This window comes from Streptomyces sp. NPDC002232, assembly GCF_042890295.1.
In the GTDB taxonomy this organism is placed as follows: Bacteria; Actinomycetota; Actinomycetes; order Streptomycetales; family Streptomycetaceae; genus Streptomyces.
The window spans coordinates 115,589-132,505 of the sequence record NZ_JBIARV010000005.1 but is presented as its reverse complement, the minus strand read 5'-3'; the positions used below and the strand labels follow the sequence as shown (position 1 = coordinate 132,505).

13 protein-coding genes are annotated in these 16,917 nt (G+C 72.6%); 8 read left to right on the top strand and 5 right to left on the bottom strand.

Annotated elements, in window-relative coordinates:
* Positions 1–142 precede the first annotated feature (142 nt).
* Positions 143–955, top strand: a complete 813-nt coding sequence (locus tag ACFYXU_RS23745; protein ID WP_329853431.1) for an SAM-dependent methyltransferase — start codon at positions 143–145, stop codon at positions 953–955.
* On the top strand, positions 952–3,111 hold the full coding sequence (locus ACFYXU_RS23740) for a putative bifunctional diguanylate cyclase/phosphodiesterase (RefSeq protein WP_389459792.1): 2,160 nt from the start codon (positions 952–954) through the stop codon (positions 3,109–3,111). The genes ACFYXU_RS23745 and ACFYXU_RS23740 overlap by 4 nt, the downstream gene beginning before the upstream one ends.
* 143 nt (positions 3,112–3,254) lie before the next feature.
* On the opposite strand, the gene ACFYXU_RS23735 is transcribed toward ACFYXU_RS23740, so the two are convergent.
* The gene (locus ACFYXU_RS23735; protein ID WP_329853429.1) at positions 3,255–4,139 is read right to left on the bottom strand and encodes a LysR substrate-binding domain-containing protein; all 885 of its coding nucleotides are present in this window, start codon (positions 4,137–4,139) and stop codon (positions 3,255–3,257) included.
* Between the two features lie 95 nt (positions 4,140–4,234).
* Between ACFYXU_RS23735 and ACFYXU_RS23730 the strand changes: the two genes are divergently transcribed.
* The 6 genes from ACFYXU_RS23730 to ACFYXU_RS23705 all read left to right on the top strand — a co-directional run bounded on the left by ACFYXU_RS23730 (position 4,235) and on the right by ACFYXU_RS23705 (position 10,830).
* On the top strand, positions 4,235–4,963 hold the full coding sequence (locus ACFYXU_RS23730) for a succinate dehydrogenase (protein ID WP_376513288.1): 729 nt from the start codon (positions 4,235–4,237) through the stop codon (positions 4,961–4,963).
* Positions 4,964–4,965: 2 nt separating this feature from the next.
* The gene (locus ACFYXU_RS23725) at positions 4,966–6,906 is read left to right on the top strand and encodes a fumarate reductase/succinate dehydrogenase flavoprotein subunit (RefSeq protein WP_389459789.1); all 1,941 of its coding nucleotides are present in this window, start codon (positions 4,966–4,968) and stop codon (positions 6,904–6,906) included.
* Positions 6,903–7,652, top strand: coding sequence for a succinate dehydrogenase/fumarate reductase iron-sulfur subunit (locus ACFYXU_RS23720; RefSeq protein ID WP_329853425.1), 750 nt, complete (start codon positions 6,903–6,905; stop codon positions 7,650–7,652). The genes ACFYXU_RS23725 and ACFYXU_RS23720 overlap by 4 nt, the downstream gene beginning before the upstream one ends.
* A 291-nt stretch (positions 7,653–7,943) precedes the next feature.
* The gene (locus tag ACFYXU_RS23715; protein ID WP_376513285.1) at positions 7,944–8,321 is read left to right on the top strand and encodes a tyrosinase cofactor; all 378 of its coding nucleotides are present in this window, start codon (positions 7,944–7,946) and stop codon (positions 8,319–8,321) included.
* Between the two features lie 21 nt (positions 8,322–8,342).
* Positions 8,343–9,170: a tyrosinase family protein gene (locus tag ACFYXU_RS23710; protein WP_389459787.1), complete on the top strand. Its 828-nt coding sequence runs from the start codon at positions 8,343–8,345 to the stop codon at positions 9,168–9,170.
* A 208-nt stretch (positions 9,171–9,378) separates the two neighbouring features.
* A complete protein-coding gene (locus tag ACFYXU_RS23705) occupies positions 9,379–10,830 on the top strand; it encodes an MFS transporter (RefSeq protein WP_376513281.1) in 1,452 nt (483 codons plus the stop codon).
* 29 nt (positions 10,831–10,859) lie between these two features.
* On the opposite strand, the gene ACFYXU_RS23700 is transcribed toward ACFYXU_RS23705, so the two are convergent.
* The 4 genes from ACFYXU_RS23700 to cmlS form a co-directional block, all read right to left on the bottom strand.
* Complete coding sequence (locus tag ACFYXU_RS23700; protein WP_376513279.1) at positions 10,860–11,573, bottom strand: GNAT family N-acetyltransferase; 714 nt, start codon at positions 11,571–11,573, stop codon at positions 10,860–10,862.
* Positions 11,574–11,646: 73 nt separating this feature from the next.
* Complete coding sequence (locus ACFYXU_RS23695) at positions 11,647–14,010, bottom strand: ATP-binding cassette domain-containing protein (protein WP_389406183.1); 2,364 nt, start codon at positions 14,008–14,010, stop codon at positions 11,647–11,649.
* Positions 14,011–14,107: 97 nt separating this feature from the next.
* A complete protein-coding gene (locus ACFYXU_RS23690) occupies positions 14,108–15,088 on the bottom strand; it encodes an aldo/keto reductase (protein WP_376513275.1) in 981 nt (326 codons plus the stop codon).
* Between the two features lie 94 nt (positions 15,089–15,182).
* Entirely contained in the window at positions 15,183–16,898 is a 1,716-nt protein-coding gene (gene cmlS, locus ACFYXU_RS23685; RefSeq protein WP_389406181.1) for a chloramphenicol-biosynthetic FADH2-dependent halogenase CmlS, read from the bottom strand.
* Positions 16,899–16,917: the final 19 nt, after the last annotated feature.

Below are 16,917 nucleotides of genomic sequence, written 5' to 3'. Positions count from 1 at the left end.
CACGTGCCAATGGCGTGTGACCAAGAACGGACCGCGAATTTCCGTTTCTACTCGCTCTCCCGGCGGGCGATCAGTAGCCTCACCTCGAACACCGGCCGCGAACACATGGCCGCATCCCCGTGGCGACTTGTTGGAGACATTGATGGAGCGTCCCGCCTGGGCTCCGCCCGGTATCGACATCTCGGTGCCGAGCGTGTCCCGAATGTACGACTTCTATCTGGGCGGCTCGCACAATTTCGAAGTGGACCGGGAAGCGGCCCGCAAGGCCATGGAGTTCATGCCCGGCCTGCCCAAGGCCATGCAGGCGAACCGCGCCTTCATGCGGCGCGCCGTCCGCTACGCCGTCGACAACGACGTCACCCAGTTCCTCGACATCGGCTCCGGCATACCGACCTTCGGGAACGTGCACGAGGTCGCCCGCGCGGCCGACCCCGCCGCCCGGGTCGTCTACGTCGACCACGACCCCGTCGCCGTGGCCCACAGCCGCGCCGTCCTGGAGGGCGACGACGGCGCGGCCGTCCTCGCCGCCGACCTGCGCAAGCCGGCCGACATCCTGTACAGCCCCGAGGTGACCCGACTCCTCGACCTGGAGCGGCCGGTGGCCCTGCTCCTCGTCGCCGTGCTGCACTTCCTGGAGGACCAGGACCGTCCGTACGAGGCCGTCGCCGAGCTGATCGACGCCCTCGCCCCCGGCAGCCTGGTCATCCTCACCCACGCCTCGTACGAGAACATCCCGCTCTCCGAGGAGCAGGCCGGCGGGACCGTCGGCGTCTACCGCACGATCCGCAACCCCCTGGTGATGCGGTCGGGCGAGGAGATCACCCGCTTCTTCGAGGGCACCGGACTGATCGAGCCCGGGCTCGTCCCGATGCCGCTGTGGCGGCCGGAGAGCCCGGCCGAGGAGGAGGATCCGTACGCCTTCTCCGGGTTCGCAGGGGTGGGGCGCAAGGCGTGAAGGTCCCGTCGCAGCCGACCGGCGCCGAAGCCGACGGCCCGGAGGACAGACTCAGGCGGTTCGTCACCATCTGGAGCCGGGCGATCTTCCCGGTGACGGCCACCTCGCTGACCCGCACCGAGTTCGAGGGCCACCTGCTGCCGCTGGCCCGCACCCTGTACGACGCCCTGCACGCCCGCCCCTTCGACACGGCACCCGCGCAGCGCACCGGCGCGGAGCTCGTCGCCGCGCACTGCACCGACCCGGACGCGCTCGGCCGCAGCCTCGGCGTCGTCGACTCGTACCTGGTGCTCTACTGCGGCACCGAGTCGGACCTCCCTGCCGAGGAACTGCGCGCCCGCTGCGCCCGGCTCCAGCACGCCATGGCCGCCGGCTACGCTCAGGCCCTGCGCGAGCGGACCCGCGCCGAGCAGGAGGCCATCGCCCGCTCCGCCCTCGCCGCCCGCAGCGCCGCCGAGATAGCGCTGCACGCCACCGAGAGCCGCTTCCGCGCCGTCTTCGACGGGGCCGCCGTCGGCATCGGCATCGCCGACCTCGACGGCAACGTCCTGGAGGTCAACGAGACCCTCACCCGCATGTTCGGCGGGATGGAGGGCCGGGTGCGCAGCCGGAAGGTCAGCGAGTGGGTGCACCCGGAGGACGGCCCGCACGTCTGGAAGCTGTACGAGGAGCTGGTCCGCGGCGAGCGCGAGCACTACCGCGTCGAGAAGCCGTACTACCGCGGTGACGGAACGGTTCTGTGGACCAACCTCACCGTCTCGCTGCTCCGCGACGCGGAGGGCAACCCCCAGTACCAGCTGGCCCTCCTGGAGGACACCACCGAACGGCGCCTGCTCCATCTGCGCCTGCGGTACGAGGCCACCCACGACGCGCTCACCGGACTGCCCAACCGGACCCTGTTCTTCGAGCGCCTCGAGAAGGCGCTCGCCCCCGGCGACAACGCCCGCTTCGGCCTCTGCTACCTGGACCTCGACGGCTTCAAGGTCATCAACGACAGCCTCGGCCACTCCACCGGCGACCGGCTCCTCGTCGAGGTCGCCGACCGGTTGCAGAGCTGCGTCACCGGCGGCGGCGAGATGGTGGCCCGGCTCGGCGGCGACGAGTTCGTCGCCCTCACCACCGCCCCCGGCGGCGAGCGGGAGGTCACCGAACTCGCCGACCGCATCCTCGCCGCCCTCGCCACCCCGCTCCGCATCGACGGCCGCGAACTCACCGTCCGCGGCAGCCTCGGCGTCGTCGAGGGCCCCGCGGGGGAGCGGACCCCCGCCGAGGTGCTCCGCAGCGCCGACATCACCATGTACCGGGCGAAGTCGGCGGGCGGCAACCGCTTCGAACTCGCCGACCCCGAGGCCGACGCCCGCGCCATCACCCGCCACGGGCTGACCACCGCCCTGCCGGCCGCCCTGGAGCGCGGCGAGTTCTTCATCGAGTACCAGCCGCTCGTCCACCTCGGCGACGGCAGCGTGCACGGCGCGGAGGCCCTGGTCCGCTGGTGCCACCCGCAGCACGGGGTGCTCGGCCCGGACCGCTTCATCCCGCTCGCCGAGGACACCGGACTCATCGTGCCGCTCGGCCGCTGGGTGCTCCAGGAGGCGGTGCGCCAGGCCCGCTTCTGGCAGACCCGTCACTCCGACGGCGGCCCGCTGCGGATCAACGTCAACCTCTCCCCGACGCAGCTCCACCACCCGCGCCTGGTCGCCGACACGGTCGACGTCCTGGAGCGCTCCGGGCTGGAACCCGGCGCGCTCTGCCTGGAGCTCACCGAGTCGGCCCTGATCGGCGCCGACGAGGACCTGCTGAAGCCGCTGCGACAGCTCGCCGAGATGGGCGTGGACATCGCCCTCGACGACTTCGGCACCGGCTACTCGAACCTGGCGAACCTGCGGCGGCTCCCGGTGAGCGTCCTGAAGCTCGACCGGTCGTTCACCCGGGGCATGCAGCAGCACCCGGTGGACCCCGTCGACCTCAAGATCGTCGAGGGGATCGTCTCCCTGGCGCACAGCCTGGAGCTGGCGGTCACGGTCGAGGGCGTGGAGACGGGCACCCAGGCCCGTCAGCTCCGCGAGCTCGGCTGCGACACGGCACAGGGCTGGTACTACGCCCGCCCCGGCGCCCCGGACCGGATCCACTCCCTGCTCCTGGCGGACGCGGTGTAGCTCCCGCGGCCCCTGACGTGGGCCTTCGCGCACGCCCGTCGCGTGCCGTCGCCCCGGCGGGACGACAGGAGTCTCCCGTCGCCCCGGCGGGGACGACTGCCACCACGGACCGGCGGCGGGCCGCCGCGCGTCCCCTCCCGGTGTCAGGGCGTGCGGCGGCGCAGGAGCAGGCGCTGGAGTTCGCGGGCCGCTCGCGGCGGCGCCACGTCGCTCCGGTGCGCCAGGGCGATCGTCCGCCGCAGGCCCGGCCGCGCGAGGGCCGTCACCCGCAGGTCCCGGCCCGCGCGCCCCGCGACCATCGCCGGCACCACCGCGAGCCCCAGCCCGGCCCGTACGAAGCCGAGCACCGCGTCCAGCTCCCCGCCCTCCACGGTGAAGGTGGGCTCGAAGCCCTCCGCGCGGCACGCCGCCACCGTCAGTTCCCGCAGGTCGTAGCCGTGCCGGAACATCACGAGCGGCTGGTCCCGCAGGTCCTTGATCCGCACGGGCCGGCGCGGGGCCGGTTCCGAGGCCGCCGAGACCACCACCAGGTCCTCCCTGAGCAGCTCGACGGTCGTCAGGGCGGGGGACGGGGAGGGCAGCGGGAGGACGACCAGGGCCAGGTCGAGCGCCCCGCGCGCCAGCTCCCGTACGAGATCGTGCGAGCCGCCCTCCTCGATCAGGAGCTCGATCCCCGGGTGCAGGTCGTGGAAGGTCCGCAGCACGTCCGGGAGGAGCCCCGTGCACAGGCTGGGCGTCGCGCCGAGCCGCACCCGGCCCCGCTTCAGCTGCGCCAGCTCCTGGACCTCCAGGCGGGCCGTCTCCGTGTCGGCGAGGATCCGGCGCGCGAGCGGCAGCAGGGCCTCGCCGGCGTCCGTGAGCGCGATGTTCCCCCGGGCGCGGCTGAACAGCTCCGCGCCGAGTTCCTGCTCCAGGGCCTTGATCTGCTGCGAGAGCGAGGGCTGCGACACGTGCACCCGCTCGGCCGCCCGGGTGAAGTGCCGGGTCTCGGCCACGGCCACGAAGTAGAGGAGCTGCTGGAACTGCATGCTCCCAGCCTAGAGGACATGAATAGGTTCATCCTATCGAGATCAGCCGGACCATGTCTTGGACCTCTGGGCCCTTCGGCCCTAGCGTCGTGTCCATGGCTCTGGCACCCAGCAAGGAGACGGCGGCGCCCGCCCGCCCGCCGTCCCGCACCCCGTCCCGCGGCTTCTGGTCGTCGACCATCGGCAAGAAGACCGTCATGGCCGCGAGCGGCCTGATCATGCTCGCCTACCTGGTCGCGCACGTGGCCGGAAACCTGAAGGTCTTCTTCGGCCCCGAGGAGTTCAACGGCTACGCGCACTGGCTGCGCGTGATGGGCGCCCCCGTGCTGCACCACGCGTGGGGCCTGTGGATCGCCCGGATCGTGCTCCTCGCCGCCGTCGGTGCCCACATCGTCTCCGCGTACCAGCTGAGCCGCCGCGACATCAAGGCGCGCCCCACCCGCTACGCGCACCGCCGCAAGGGCTCCTCGTACGCGACCCGGACCATGCGCTGGGGCGGCGTCATCCTCGCCCTCTTCATCGTCTGGCACATCCTCGACCTCACCACCGGGACCGTCCATCCCGGCGGCTTCGAGGAGGGCAAGCCCTACCAGAACGTCATCGACACCTTCTCCACCTGGTACGGCAACACGATCTACATCGTCGCCATGCTCGCCGTCGGCCTGCACGTCCGGCACGGCTTCTGGAGCGCGGCGCAGACCCTCGGCGTCGGCAACGCGCGCCGCGAACGCGTCCTGCGGCTGCTGGCGAACGGCCTCGCGCTCGTCCTGACCGCGGGCTTCATCGCCGTCCCCGTCGGCGTCATGACCGGAGTGGTGAACTGACCATGAGCTACCTCGACTTCCGCACCGGCGAGCCGATCGCCGACCGCAAGGCCCCGGCCGGCCCGATCGCCGAGCGCTGGGACACCCGCCGCTTCGAGGCGAAGCTGGTCAACCCCGCCAACCGGCGCAAGCACCGGATCATCGTCGTCGGCACCGGCCTCGCCGGCGGCTCCGCCGGCGCCACCCTCGCCGAACAGGGCTACCAGGTGGTCCAGTTCTGCTTCCAGGACTCCCCGCGCCGGGCCCACTCCATCGCCGCACAGGGCGGCATCAACGCCGCGAAGAACTACCGCAACGACGGCGACTCGATCCACCGCCTCTTCTACGACACCGTCAAGGGCGGCGACTTCCGGGCCCGTGAGTCCAACGTGCACCGGCTCGCCCAGATCTCCGTCGAGATCATCGACCAGTGCGTCGCCCAGGGGGTGCCCTTCGCCCGCGAGTACGGCGGCCTCCTCGACACCCGCTCCTTCGGCGGCGTCCAGGTCTCCCGCACCTTCTACGCCCGGGGCCAGACCGGCCAGCAGCTCCTCCTCGGCGCCTACCAGGCGCTCTCCCGGCAGATCGCCGCGGGCAACGTCGAGCTGCACGCCCGTACCGAGATGCTCGACCTGGTCGTCGTCGACGGACGGGCCCGCGGCATCGTCGCCCGCGACCTGATCACGGGCGAGATCTCCACCCACTACGCGGACGCCGTGGTCCTGGCCACCGGCGGCTACGGCAACGTCTTCTACCTGTCGACGAACGCCATGAACTCCAACGCCACCGCCGTCTGGCGCGCCCACCGGCGCGGCGCGTACTTCGCCAACCCCTGCTTCACCCAGATCCACCCCACCTGCATCCCGCGCACCGGCGACCACCAGTCCAAGCTGACCCTGATGAGCGAGTCGCTGCGCAACGACGGCCGCATCTGGGTCCCGAAGGCGAAGGGCGACACCCGGCCCGCCGCCGACATCCCCGAGAACGAGCGCGACTACTACCTGGAGCGCATCTACCCCTCCTTCGGCAACCTCGTCCCCCGTGACATCGCCTCCCGCGCCGCGAAGAACGTCTGCGACGAGGGCAGGGGAGTGGGCCCCGGCGGACAGGGCGTCTACCTGGACTTCGCCGACGCGATCCGCCGCATGGGCCGCGCGGCCGTGGAGGAGAAGTACGGCAACCTCTTCGACATGTACGCGCGGATCACCGCGGAGAACCCGTATGAGACCCCGATGCGGATCTACCCCGCCGTCCACTACACGATGGGCGGACTCTGGGTCGACTACGACCTCCAGACCACCGTCCCCGGCCTCTTCGCCATCGGCGAGGCCAACTTCTCCGACCACGGGGCCAACCGGCTCGGCGCCTCCGCCCTCATGCAGGGCCTCGCCGACGGCTACTTCGTCCTGCCGGCCACCATCAACGACTACCTGGCCCGCCACCCCTCCGGGGAACCCGTCACCGACGACCACCCGGTGGTCCGCGAGGTCCTCGCCGAGACCGAGGACCGGCTGAACCTCCTGCTCTCCGTCGACGGCGACCGCACCCCCGACTCCTTCCACCGGGAACTCGGCGAACTCATGTGGGAGCACTGCGGCATGGCCCGCACCGAGGAGGGGCTCCGGGAGGCGCTGCGCCGCATCCCGGAGATCCGCGAGGAGTTCTGGAACCGGATCAAGGTCCCCGGCACCGGCGAGGAGTTCAACCAGTCCCTGGAGAAGGCCAACCGGATCGTCGACTACCTGGAGCTCGCCGAGCTCATGTGCCTGGACGCCCTCGACCGCGCCGAGTCCTGCGGCGGCCACTTCCGCGAGGAGTCCCAGACCCCGGACGGCGAGGCGGCGCGCCACGACGAGGAGTTCGCCTATGCGGCCGCCTGGGAGTTCGCCGGAGCCGCGCCCGTCCTCCACAAGGAGGACCTCACCTTCGAGTACGTCCACCCCACCCAGCGGAGCTACGCATGAAGCTCACCCTGCGCGTCTGGCGCCAGCAGAACGCCGACGCCCCCGGCGCCATGTCCACCTACGACGTGGACGGCATCTCCGCGGACATGTCGTTCCTGGAGATGCTCGACACCCTCAACGAGGAGCTCATCCTGCGGGGCGAGGACCCCGTGGCCTTCGACCACGACTGCCGCGAGGGCATCTGCGGCGCGTGCAGCCTCGTCATCAACGGCGACGCGCACGGGCCGGAGCGCACCACGACCTGCCAGCTCCACATGCGCTCCTTCCGTGACGGCGACACGATCGACGTCGAGCCGTGGCGCGCGTCCGCGTTCCCCGTGGTCAAGGACCTGGTGGTGGACCGCTCGGCCTTCGACCGGGTGATCCAGGCGGGCGGCTACATCAGCGCGCCCACCGGCTCCGCCCCCGAGGCGCACGCCACCGCCGTCCCCAAGGCGGACGCCGACTTCGCCTTCGAGCACGCCGAGTGCATCGGCTGCGGCGCGTGCGTGGCGGCCTGCCCGAACGGCTCGGCGATGCTCTTCACCTCCGCCAAGGTCAACCACCTCAACGTCCTGCCGCAGGGCTCCCCGGAGCGCGAGACCCGGGTCCTGGACATGGTGGCCCAGATGGACGCCGAGGGCTTCGGCGGCTGCACCCTGACCGGTGAATGCGCCACGGCCTGCCCGAAGGGCATCCCGCTCCCGTCGATCTCCGCGATGAACAAGGAGTGGCTGCGGGCCCGTCGCAAGGGCCCCCGCGGCTGACCGGATTCCGGACAGTCCGGCGGCGTGGGCTCCGCCACTCCTCGCGCCCCGCGAGCGAAGATCCTTCACAGGAAGATCACTTTCTCCGTAGGATCTTCGCTCCGGGGCGTTTCCGTCGCCCCGAACAGCAAGATCAACTCCGTTCAAACCTGTACTTATCGTGGCAAGTTGTCCACTTCACGGCCAACCCCCCGCCGGGGATTTCCGGCGCGCCGACCCTCCCGGGTACTGATGGGAGCCGCCGGGGGGACATGACCGACCCCCCGGCCGCACCGACCACTTGGGGGTTTCATGTCCAGCATCACCCGCCGCCGGGCCCTCGGCGTCGCGGCCGGAGCGGCAGGCGCCGCCGCGGGCCTCGCCCTCGCCGGCCCGGCCGCCGCCGCTCCCCGGGCCGCCGCCCCCGCCGCCCCGGCCTCCTTCGACGAGGTCTACCAGGGCCGCCGCATCAAGGGCGGCCCGTCGCACGGCGGCCACCACGGCGGGCACCACACCGGCGGCTACTCCGTGACGATCGACGGCGAGGAACTGCACGTCATGCAGAACGCCGACGGCACCTGGATCAGCGTCATCAACCACTACGAGCCGGTGGCCACGCCCCGGGCCGTGGCCCGCGCCGCGGTCCGCGAACTACAGGGCGCCCCGCTCGTCCCGCTGACCCTCGCCTGACCGATCCAGGAGCGCACCACCATGACCGTACGCAAGAACCAGGCCACCCTCACCGCCGACGAGAAGCGCCGCTTCGTCGACGCCCTGCTGGAACTCAAGCGTTCCGGGCAGTACGACACCTTCGTCACCACGCACAACGCGTTCATCATGAGCGACACGGACACCGGCGACCGCGTCGGCCACCGCTCGCCGTCCTTCCTGCCCTGGCACCGCCGCTTCCTCATACAGTTCGAGCAGGCGCTGCGGTCCGTCGACGCCACCGTCTCCCTGCCCTACTGGGACTGGACGGCCGACCGCACCCCGCGCTCCTCGCTGTGGGCGCCCGACTTCCTCGGCGGCACCGGCCGGGCCCGCGACGGGCAGGTCACCGACGGCCCCTTCGCCCGCACCGGGAACCGCTGGACGATCGGCGTCCGCGTCGACGGGCGCGACTACCTCCGGCGCGACCTCGGCGCCGGGGGCCGCCAGCTCCCCACCCGCGCCGAGGTGGACTCCGTGCTCGCCATGGAGACCTACGACACCGCCCCCTGGAACAGCGCGTCCGACGGCTTCCGCAACCACCTGGAGGGCTGGCGCGGCGTGAACCTCCACAACCGCGTCCACGTCTGGGTCGGCGGCCAGATGGCCACCGGCGTCTCCCCGAACGACCCCGTCTTCTGGATGCACCACGCCTTCGTCGACAAGCTCTGGGCCGACTGGCAGGCCCGCCACCCCCGGTCGACGTACCTGCCCGCCGCCGGCACCCCGAACGTCGTCGACCTCGGCGACACCATGCGCCCGTGGAACGACGTGACCCCGGCGGAGATGCTGGACCACACCCCCCACTACACCTTCGACACCGCGGCCTGACGGGCCCCGGAGCCCCGCCCCGCCCCGGGACGCCCCACCGGCGTCCCGGCGCGGGGCGCGGCATTTGCCGACATCAACGGATGATCCAGGAGGAAAGGAGGCATCGGGAACGCGCGCGACGGGTACCCGGGCTTCGCGGGCCGGGAGGCGCACACGGCCGTGCCGCACGCCGTCCACCGCGCCGCACCCGACGGAACGAGGAGGACACGTGACCCGGCAAGAGTCGGCGCAGGCCCCGCACGGGCAGCGGGAGGAACCGGGCCCCCAGCGGTGGAAGGCGCTCGGCGTCTGCCTCGTGGCGGGCTTCATGATCCTCCTCGACGTGTCGATCGTGAACGTCGCGCTGCCCTCCATCCGCTCCGGGCTGGACACGCCCGAGTCGGACCTCCAGTGGGTGCTCTCCGGGTACGCCCTCGCCTTCGGCCTGCTCCTCATCCCGGCCGGACGACTCGGCGACGCCCGCGGCCGGCGCAGCGTCTTCATGGTCGGCCTCGCGCTCTTCACCCTCGCCTCGGCCTCCTGCGGAGCGGCGCAGTCGAGCCTCTGGCTGGTGATCTCCCGGCTGGCGCAGGGAGCCGCCGGAGGGCTGGTGTCACCGCAGATCTCGGCGCTCATCCAGCAGATGTTCCGGGGCGCCGAGCGCGGCAGGGCCTTCGGGATGTTCGGCACCGTCGTGGGCGTCTCCACCGCCGTCGGCCCCCTCCTCGGCGGACTGCTGATCGAGGCCGCGGGCGCCGAGGAGGGCTGGCGCTGGGTCTTCTACGTGAACCTCCCGATCGGGATCGTGTGCCTGTTCCTCGCCCGGCGGCTGCTGCCCGACACCCCGGACGCCAAGCCGGTGCGGCTCCGCAGGCTCGACCCCGTCGGCGTCGTGCTCCTCGGTGCCACCGTCCTCGCCCTGCTGCTCCCCTTCGTCCAGTCCCGGCAGTGGTCCGGGAACGGCAAGCACCTGCTCCTGCTCGCCGCCGCCGTGCTGCTCGCGGCCTTCGTGGCATGGGAGAGGCACTGCGCCCGGTCGGGCACCGAGCCCCTCATCGACCTGGCGCTCTTCCGCCTCCGGTCCTACTGGCTCGGCTCGCTGCTGATCCTGCTCTACTTCGCCGGCTTCACGTCGATCTTCTTCGTCAGCACGCTCTACCTGCAGAACGGACTGCACTACACCGCGCTCCAGGCCGGCCTCGCCATGACCCCCTTCGCCCTGGGCTCGGGGTTCGCGGCCGGGATCGGCGGCCGGCTCGTCAACCGCCTCGGCCGTCCGCTCGTGGTCCTCGGCCTGGCCATGGTGACGGTCGGCTTCGTCGGGGCCGCGTTCGCGGTGCACCAGGTCCCCGGCCGGGGCGTGGGCTGGGCCCTGCTCGCCCCGCTGCTCTTCGCCGGCATCGGCAGCGGCCTGGTGATCTCCCCGAACCAGACCCTCACGCTCTCGGAGGTGCCGGTGCACCACGCGGGCACCGCCGGCGGCACCCTGCAGACCGGGCAGCGGGTCGGCTCGGCGATCGGCATCGCCGCGGTCGGCTCGGTCTTCTTCGACCACGTCTCCCGGGAGGGCTGGGCCGCCGCCTACGACCGGGGACTCCTGGTCTCGATCGTCTTCGTCGCGGCGGCCCTCGTCGCGGCCCTCACTGACGTGGCCGCGGGCCGCCGCGCCGCACGCCGCTGACCGCGAGGGCGGGCGCCGCCCCAGGGGTGTCAGGGAGTGGTGAAGCCGCGGAAGGTCACGTGTCGGCGACTGGTGAAGCCGAGCCGCTCGTAGAGCGCGATCGCCGCCGTGTTCGCCTCGGCCACGTGCAGGAACGGGCGCTCGCCGCGGTCCAGGATCCGGGCGACGAGCTCGTCCAGGAGGCGGACGGCGTGCCCCTGCCCGCGGGCCTCCGGGTCCGTGCAGACGGCGCTGATCTCGGTCCAGCCCGGCGGCCGGAGCCGCTCGCCCGCCATGGCCACCAGCCGGCCGCCCGCGCGGACCCCGAGGTAGGTGCCGAGTTCACGGGTGCGCGGCCAGAACGGTCCCGGCCGGGTGCGCGCGATCAGGTCGAGCATCTCGGGAACGTCGGCCGCGCCGAGGTCGACCACCTCCGTCCCGGCCGGGGCGGGGGACGCCACGGGCCGGGCGCCGTCGGACCGGACCATCTGCCGCCCCTCCAGCACGAAGACGGGCTCCCAGTCCGACGGCGGAGTGGCCGTGCAGCTGAACATGTCGGCGAAGGCGTCCCGGCCGAGGAGCCCGGCGAGGTCGGCCCAGTCCGCGGCGTCCGCGTCGGCGGGCACCGCCGAGAAGGTCGCGACCTCCGGCTGGTAGGTGGCGGCGCGCCCCTTGCGGCGCCCCAGGTCCGCGTGGTGGCCGCGCAGCGCCTCACCCACCGGGTCGTCGAGGACCCGGGTGTCGTCGTACTCGCCGTTCGTCATCCTGCGTCGCCTTTCCTCGGGACCGCCACTGTTCCACAGGGGTCCGGGGCCGACGCACACGCCCCCGCCCCGCTCAGGGCCGCCCGGAGAGGGCCCGGGCCAGATACGGCGCGGTCCGGCTGTCCGCCGCCCGCGCCACCCGCTCCGGGGGACCCGTCGCCACCACCCGGCCGCCCGCGTCGCCGCCGCCGGGACCCAGGTCGACGACCCAGTCGGCGGCGGCGACGACGTCCATGTCGTGCTCGACGACGACCACCGAGTGCCCGGCGTCCACGAGCCCGTGCAGCTGCCGCATCAGGACCTCCACGTCGGCGGGGTGCAGCCCGGTCGTCGGCTCGTCCAGTACGTAGAGGGTGTGCGCGCCGCGCGGCCGCTGGAGCTCCGAGGCGAGCTTGATGCGCTGCGCCTCGCCGCCGGAGAGCTCGGTGGCGGGCTGCCCGAGCGTGAGGTGGCCGAGGCCCACGTCGAGGAGGGCCCGCAGGCTCCGCTCCGCGGCGGGCGTCCCCTCGAAGAAGGCGGCGGCGGACTCCACGGTCAGGCCGAGGACCTCGGCGATGGTGAGGCCGCGCAGCCGGACGCGCAGGGTCTCGGGGTTGTAGCGGGCGCCGTGGCAGTCGGGGCAGGGCGCGTACGTGCTGGGCAGGAAGAGGAGCTCCACCGAGACGAAACCCTCGCCCTGGCAGGTCTCGCAGCGGCCGCCGGGCACGTTGAAGGAGAAACGGCCCGCCTTGTACCCCCGGGCCCTGGCCTCCTCGGTCTCGGTGAACAGCTTGCGCACGACGTCGAAGAGACCCGTGTACGTGGCCAGGTTGGAGCGCGGCGTCCGCCCGATCGGCCGCTGGTCCACCGTCACCAGGCGCCGCACACCGGCGACCTCCTCGGTGAGCGCGTCGACGAGGGTGGACTTCCCCGAGCCCGAGACGCCGGTGACGGCGGTCAGGACCCCGACCGGGAAGGCCGCGTCCACCGCGCGCAGGTTGTGCCGGGTGACCGGTCCGGGCCGCAGCCAGCCCGCCGGCTCCCGCACCGTCCGCTCGGGCGCGGGCGTCCGGTCGAAGAGGAACCGCCGGGTCGCCGACGCCTCGACCTCCGCCAGGCCCTCCGGGGGCCCGCTGTGCAGCACCCGCCCGCCGTGCACTCCGGCCCGCGGGCCGACGTCCACGAGCCAGTCGGCGTGCCGGACGACGTCGAGGTGGTGCTCCACGACGAAGACCGAGTTGCCCGCCGCCTTGAGCCGGTCGAGGACCACGAGCAGCGCCTCGGTGTCCGCCGGGTGCAGCCCGGCGGAGGGCTCGTCGAGCACGTACACGACGCCGAAGAGGCCGGAGCGCAGCTGGGTGGCGAGCCGCAGCCGCTGGAGCTCGCCGTTCGACAGGGTGGGAGTGGCCCGGTCCAGGCTGAGGTAGCCGAGGCCGAGTTCGGTGACGGTGGCGATCCGGGCGACGAGGTCCTCGGTGAGGACGCGCGCCGTCTCCGAGGCGCCCGGCGCCGTCGCCGCGGCCGTCGACAGGAGCCCGGACAGGGCGGCCAGCGGAAGGGCGGCGAGCTCGGCGACGTTGTGGCCGGCGAAGGTGACCGCGAGCGACTCGGGGCGCAGCCGGCCGCCGCCGCAGACCGGGCAGGGCGCGCTGGAGAGGAAGCGCTCCGCCCTGGCCCGCAGGGACGGGCTCTTCGAGTCGGCGAAGGTGCGCAGGACGTGCCGGCGCGCGCTCATGTACGTGCCCTTGTAGGGGCGTTGGATGCGACCCGCCTCGCGCACCGGATGCACGGTGACGACCGGCTGCTCGTCCGTGAAGAGGATCCACTCCCGGTCCTTCGCGTCGAGCTCCCGCCAGGGCCGGTCGACGTCGTGGCCGAGGGTGTCGAGGACGTCCCGCAGGTTCTTCCCCTGCCAGGCGCCCGGCCAGGCGGCGATGGCACCCTGACGGATCGACAGGGACGGGTCCGGCACCAGGAGTTCCTCGCTGGTGTCGTGGACGAGCCCGAGTCCGTGGCACGAAGGGCACGCGCCGGCCGCGGTGTTGGGGGAGAAGGCGTCGGAGTCGAGCCGTTCGGCACCTTCCGGGTAGTCGCCGGCCCGGGAGAACAGCATCCGCAGGGAGTTGGAGAGCGTGGTGACCGTGCCGACGGAGGAGCGGGCGTTCGGGGAGGAGCGGCGCTGCTCCAGGGAGACCGCGGGCGGCAGCCCGGTGATCTCGCCGACGGCCGGCGCCCCCACCTGGTGGATCAGCCGCCGCGCGTAGGGGGCCACCGACTCGAAGTAGCGGCGCTGGGCCTCGGCGTAGATCGTCCCGAAGGCGAGCGACGACTTGCCGGAGCCGGAGACCCCCGTGAAGACGACGAGCGCGTCGCGCGGGATGTCGACGTCGACCCCGGCGAGGTTGTGCTCGCGGGCGCCTCGGACGCGGACGTACGGATCGAGAGGGGCGTCGTGCATGGGGCGACCCTATCGAATGGTCCGCGTTTGCCCAGGTCGATCCCTGTGCCGTGCGGCGGCCGGCACCACCGGGCCCGCGGGTTCGGGTGGATCCGCGCTACACGCGGTCCATCATGGCCATCTGCTCCTCCGTGTGATGCCCGCCCGCGGCGGGGGGCAGGGCGTCGAGGCGGGCGAGTTGCTCCGGGGTCAGGCGGACCGCGGCGGCCGCCGTGTTCTCCTCGACGCGGGCGGCGCGGCGGCTGCCCGGAATCGGCACGACATCGTCCCCCCGGGTGAGCAGCCAGGCGAGGGCGACCTGTGCCGGTGTGGCGTCCGCCTCGGCGGCGACGGCCTGGATCTCGTCGGCGATGCGCAGGTTCCGGGGCAGGTTCTCCGCGGTGAAGCGGGGGTTGTCCGCCCGGAGGTCCGAGGCGTCGAAGCGGCCCGCCGCGCGGACCGTACCGGTGAGGAATCCGTGGCCGAGCGGTGAGTACGCGACGAAGCCGATGCCCAGTTCGCGCAGGACCGGCAGCACGGCCTCCTCCGGGTCGCGGGTCCACAGGGAGTACTCGGACTGGACCGCGGTGACCGGGTGGACGGCGTGCGCGCGGCGGATCGTGGACGGGCCCGCCTCGGAGAGGCCGATGTGGCGGATCTTGCCCTCGGCGACCAGCTCGGCGAGGGCGCCGACGGTGTCCTCGACGGGGGTGCCGGGGTCGACGCGGTGCTGGTAGCAGAGGTCGATGTGGTCGGTCCCGAGCCGCCGCAGCGAGCCCTCCACGGCGGTGCGGACGTTCGCGGGGCTGCTGTCGAGCCGCCCGGGGCCGCCGCCCGCGTGCGAGACGAGCCCGAACTTCGTGGCGAGCACCACCTGGTCGCGGCGGGCGCCGAGCGCCCGGCCGACGAGCTCCTCGTTGGTGTAGGGCCCGTAGATCTCGGCGGTGTCGAGGAACGTGACGCCGAGGTCGAGGGCACGGTGCAGGGCCCGGACGGAGCCCGCGTCGTCCGAGCCGGAGCCCGTGTAGCCGAAGGACATGCCCATGGTCCCCAGGCCGATCCGGGAGACCTCCAGGTCCCGCAATCTCGTGTGCCGCATCGGACCGCCTCCTTCGGGGCGCGAGGGTGGGTGTGGGGGAGTGGGGGCGCGCGGGGTGGGGGCCCGGGAGCCAGGGCCCCCGCCCCGCACGCCGTCAGACCTCGTACTCGACGCCGACGCCGCCGAAGTGGAGCCGGCCCTGGACGAGGACCTTCTCGCCCTGCGCGTCGTACGCGGTGAGGAGGCCCGCCTCCATCAGCCGGACGACGATCTGGGTGCTCAGCTCCTGCCGGCCGACCGCGCCGAGGCGCTTGACGAGCGTCTTGTAGCCGAACTCCTCCTCGGCGAGGTCCTGGAAGATCTGCCGGGCCTCCTCGTCCATCGGGTACTGGGCCATGTCGACCCCCTCCCCGTTGGCCAGCACCTCGCGCTGCTCCAGCCGGAAGCCGATCGGCTCGACGCGGTAGTGCTGCTTGAGCACGGCCTTGCCGCCGGTCCACCGGAAGCGGGTGATGCTGTTCAGCCGCTTGGTGAGGTCGCTGATCCAGCGGACCCGGGCCGGGTTCAGCTCGGCCTCGCTGAAGTCGTCGCTCAGTTCCGGACGCTGGTGGCGGCCGATGGAGATCATCGTGGACGCCCGGTCACGGAAGGACGTCACGGTCCCGGACGGGTCCTCCGGACCGTTGCCCACCAGGCTCTCGAACCACTTCTTCCGGGTCAGCCGGTCGTCGTCGGACTCCGTGATGCGCCGCTTCCGCCAGAACTCGGAGTCGGGCTCCGTGAAGGAGGCGAAGGTGTAGAAGGAGGCGAGGAACTGGTGGTACTGCTCGTAGGCCTCGCGGTACGTCCGGTTGTACCAGGCGTGCACCTCGTCCTTCTCGTCGCCGTGTCGGGTGATGCGGTCGATGGCCGCGGCGGCGGAGACCGCCGACTGCGAGGCCAGGTGCACGCCCTGGGAGAAGAGCGGGTCGGTGAAGCAGGCGGCGTCACCGCAGAGGAAGAAGCGGTCGGCGGAGAACACCTCGGTGTCGTAGGACCAGTCCTGCACGATCCGGACCTCGTCGACCTGCTCGGCGCCGTCGAGGATGGCCACGGCCTTGGCGCACTTCGCGAGGGTGGACGAGTAGAAGGCGTCGGCGCCCTGCTCGCGCACCTCGGCGGACTTCGAGCGGTCGACGACGAGACCGACGCTGTACAGGTCGTCCTTGAGGGGGATCATCCACACCCAGCCGTCCTCGAAGGTGATCGAGTACGTGGTGCCCTTGAGGTCCCCCTCGAAGGGGTCCTTCAGCTTGAAGTACGACCAGACCGCGAAGTTCCGGTAGAACTCGTCGTACTGGCGCACGCCGAGCTTGCGGGAGAGGGGGCCGCCCGAGCCGCCCGCGTCGATGACGAAGTCGCTCTCGACGGTGACGCTCTCGCCGTCCCGGCGCACCGTCAGGACCACGCGGTCGGGGTCGGACAGGTCCACGTCGGTGACGGGCGTCTCCTCGTGGACGGCTATCCCGCGGCTCCGGGCCTCGTCGAGGAGGAGCTGGTCGAAGTCCTCGCGCTTGACCTGGACGGCGTGGTCGAAGACCCAGGGAGTGACCTTGGGGGCCGCGAAGGAGAAGGTCCACGGGGCCTGGTCCTGGCCCCAGAGGAAGGTCGCCGAGGGCTTCTTGACGTAGTTCTGCGCGTCGATCTTCTCCTGGAGCCCGAGGCGGTTGAGGATCGACATCGTGCCGGGCAGCAGGGACTCGCCGACGCGGTACCGGGGGAAGGCGGACCGCTCGTAGATCGTGACGTCGTGGCCCAGCTTGTGCAGGGTGAGGCCCGCGACACTACCGGCCGGCCCTCCGCCGATGATCGCCACCTTCGATCGTGCCATCACGTACTCCTTGGGACGG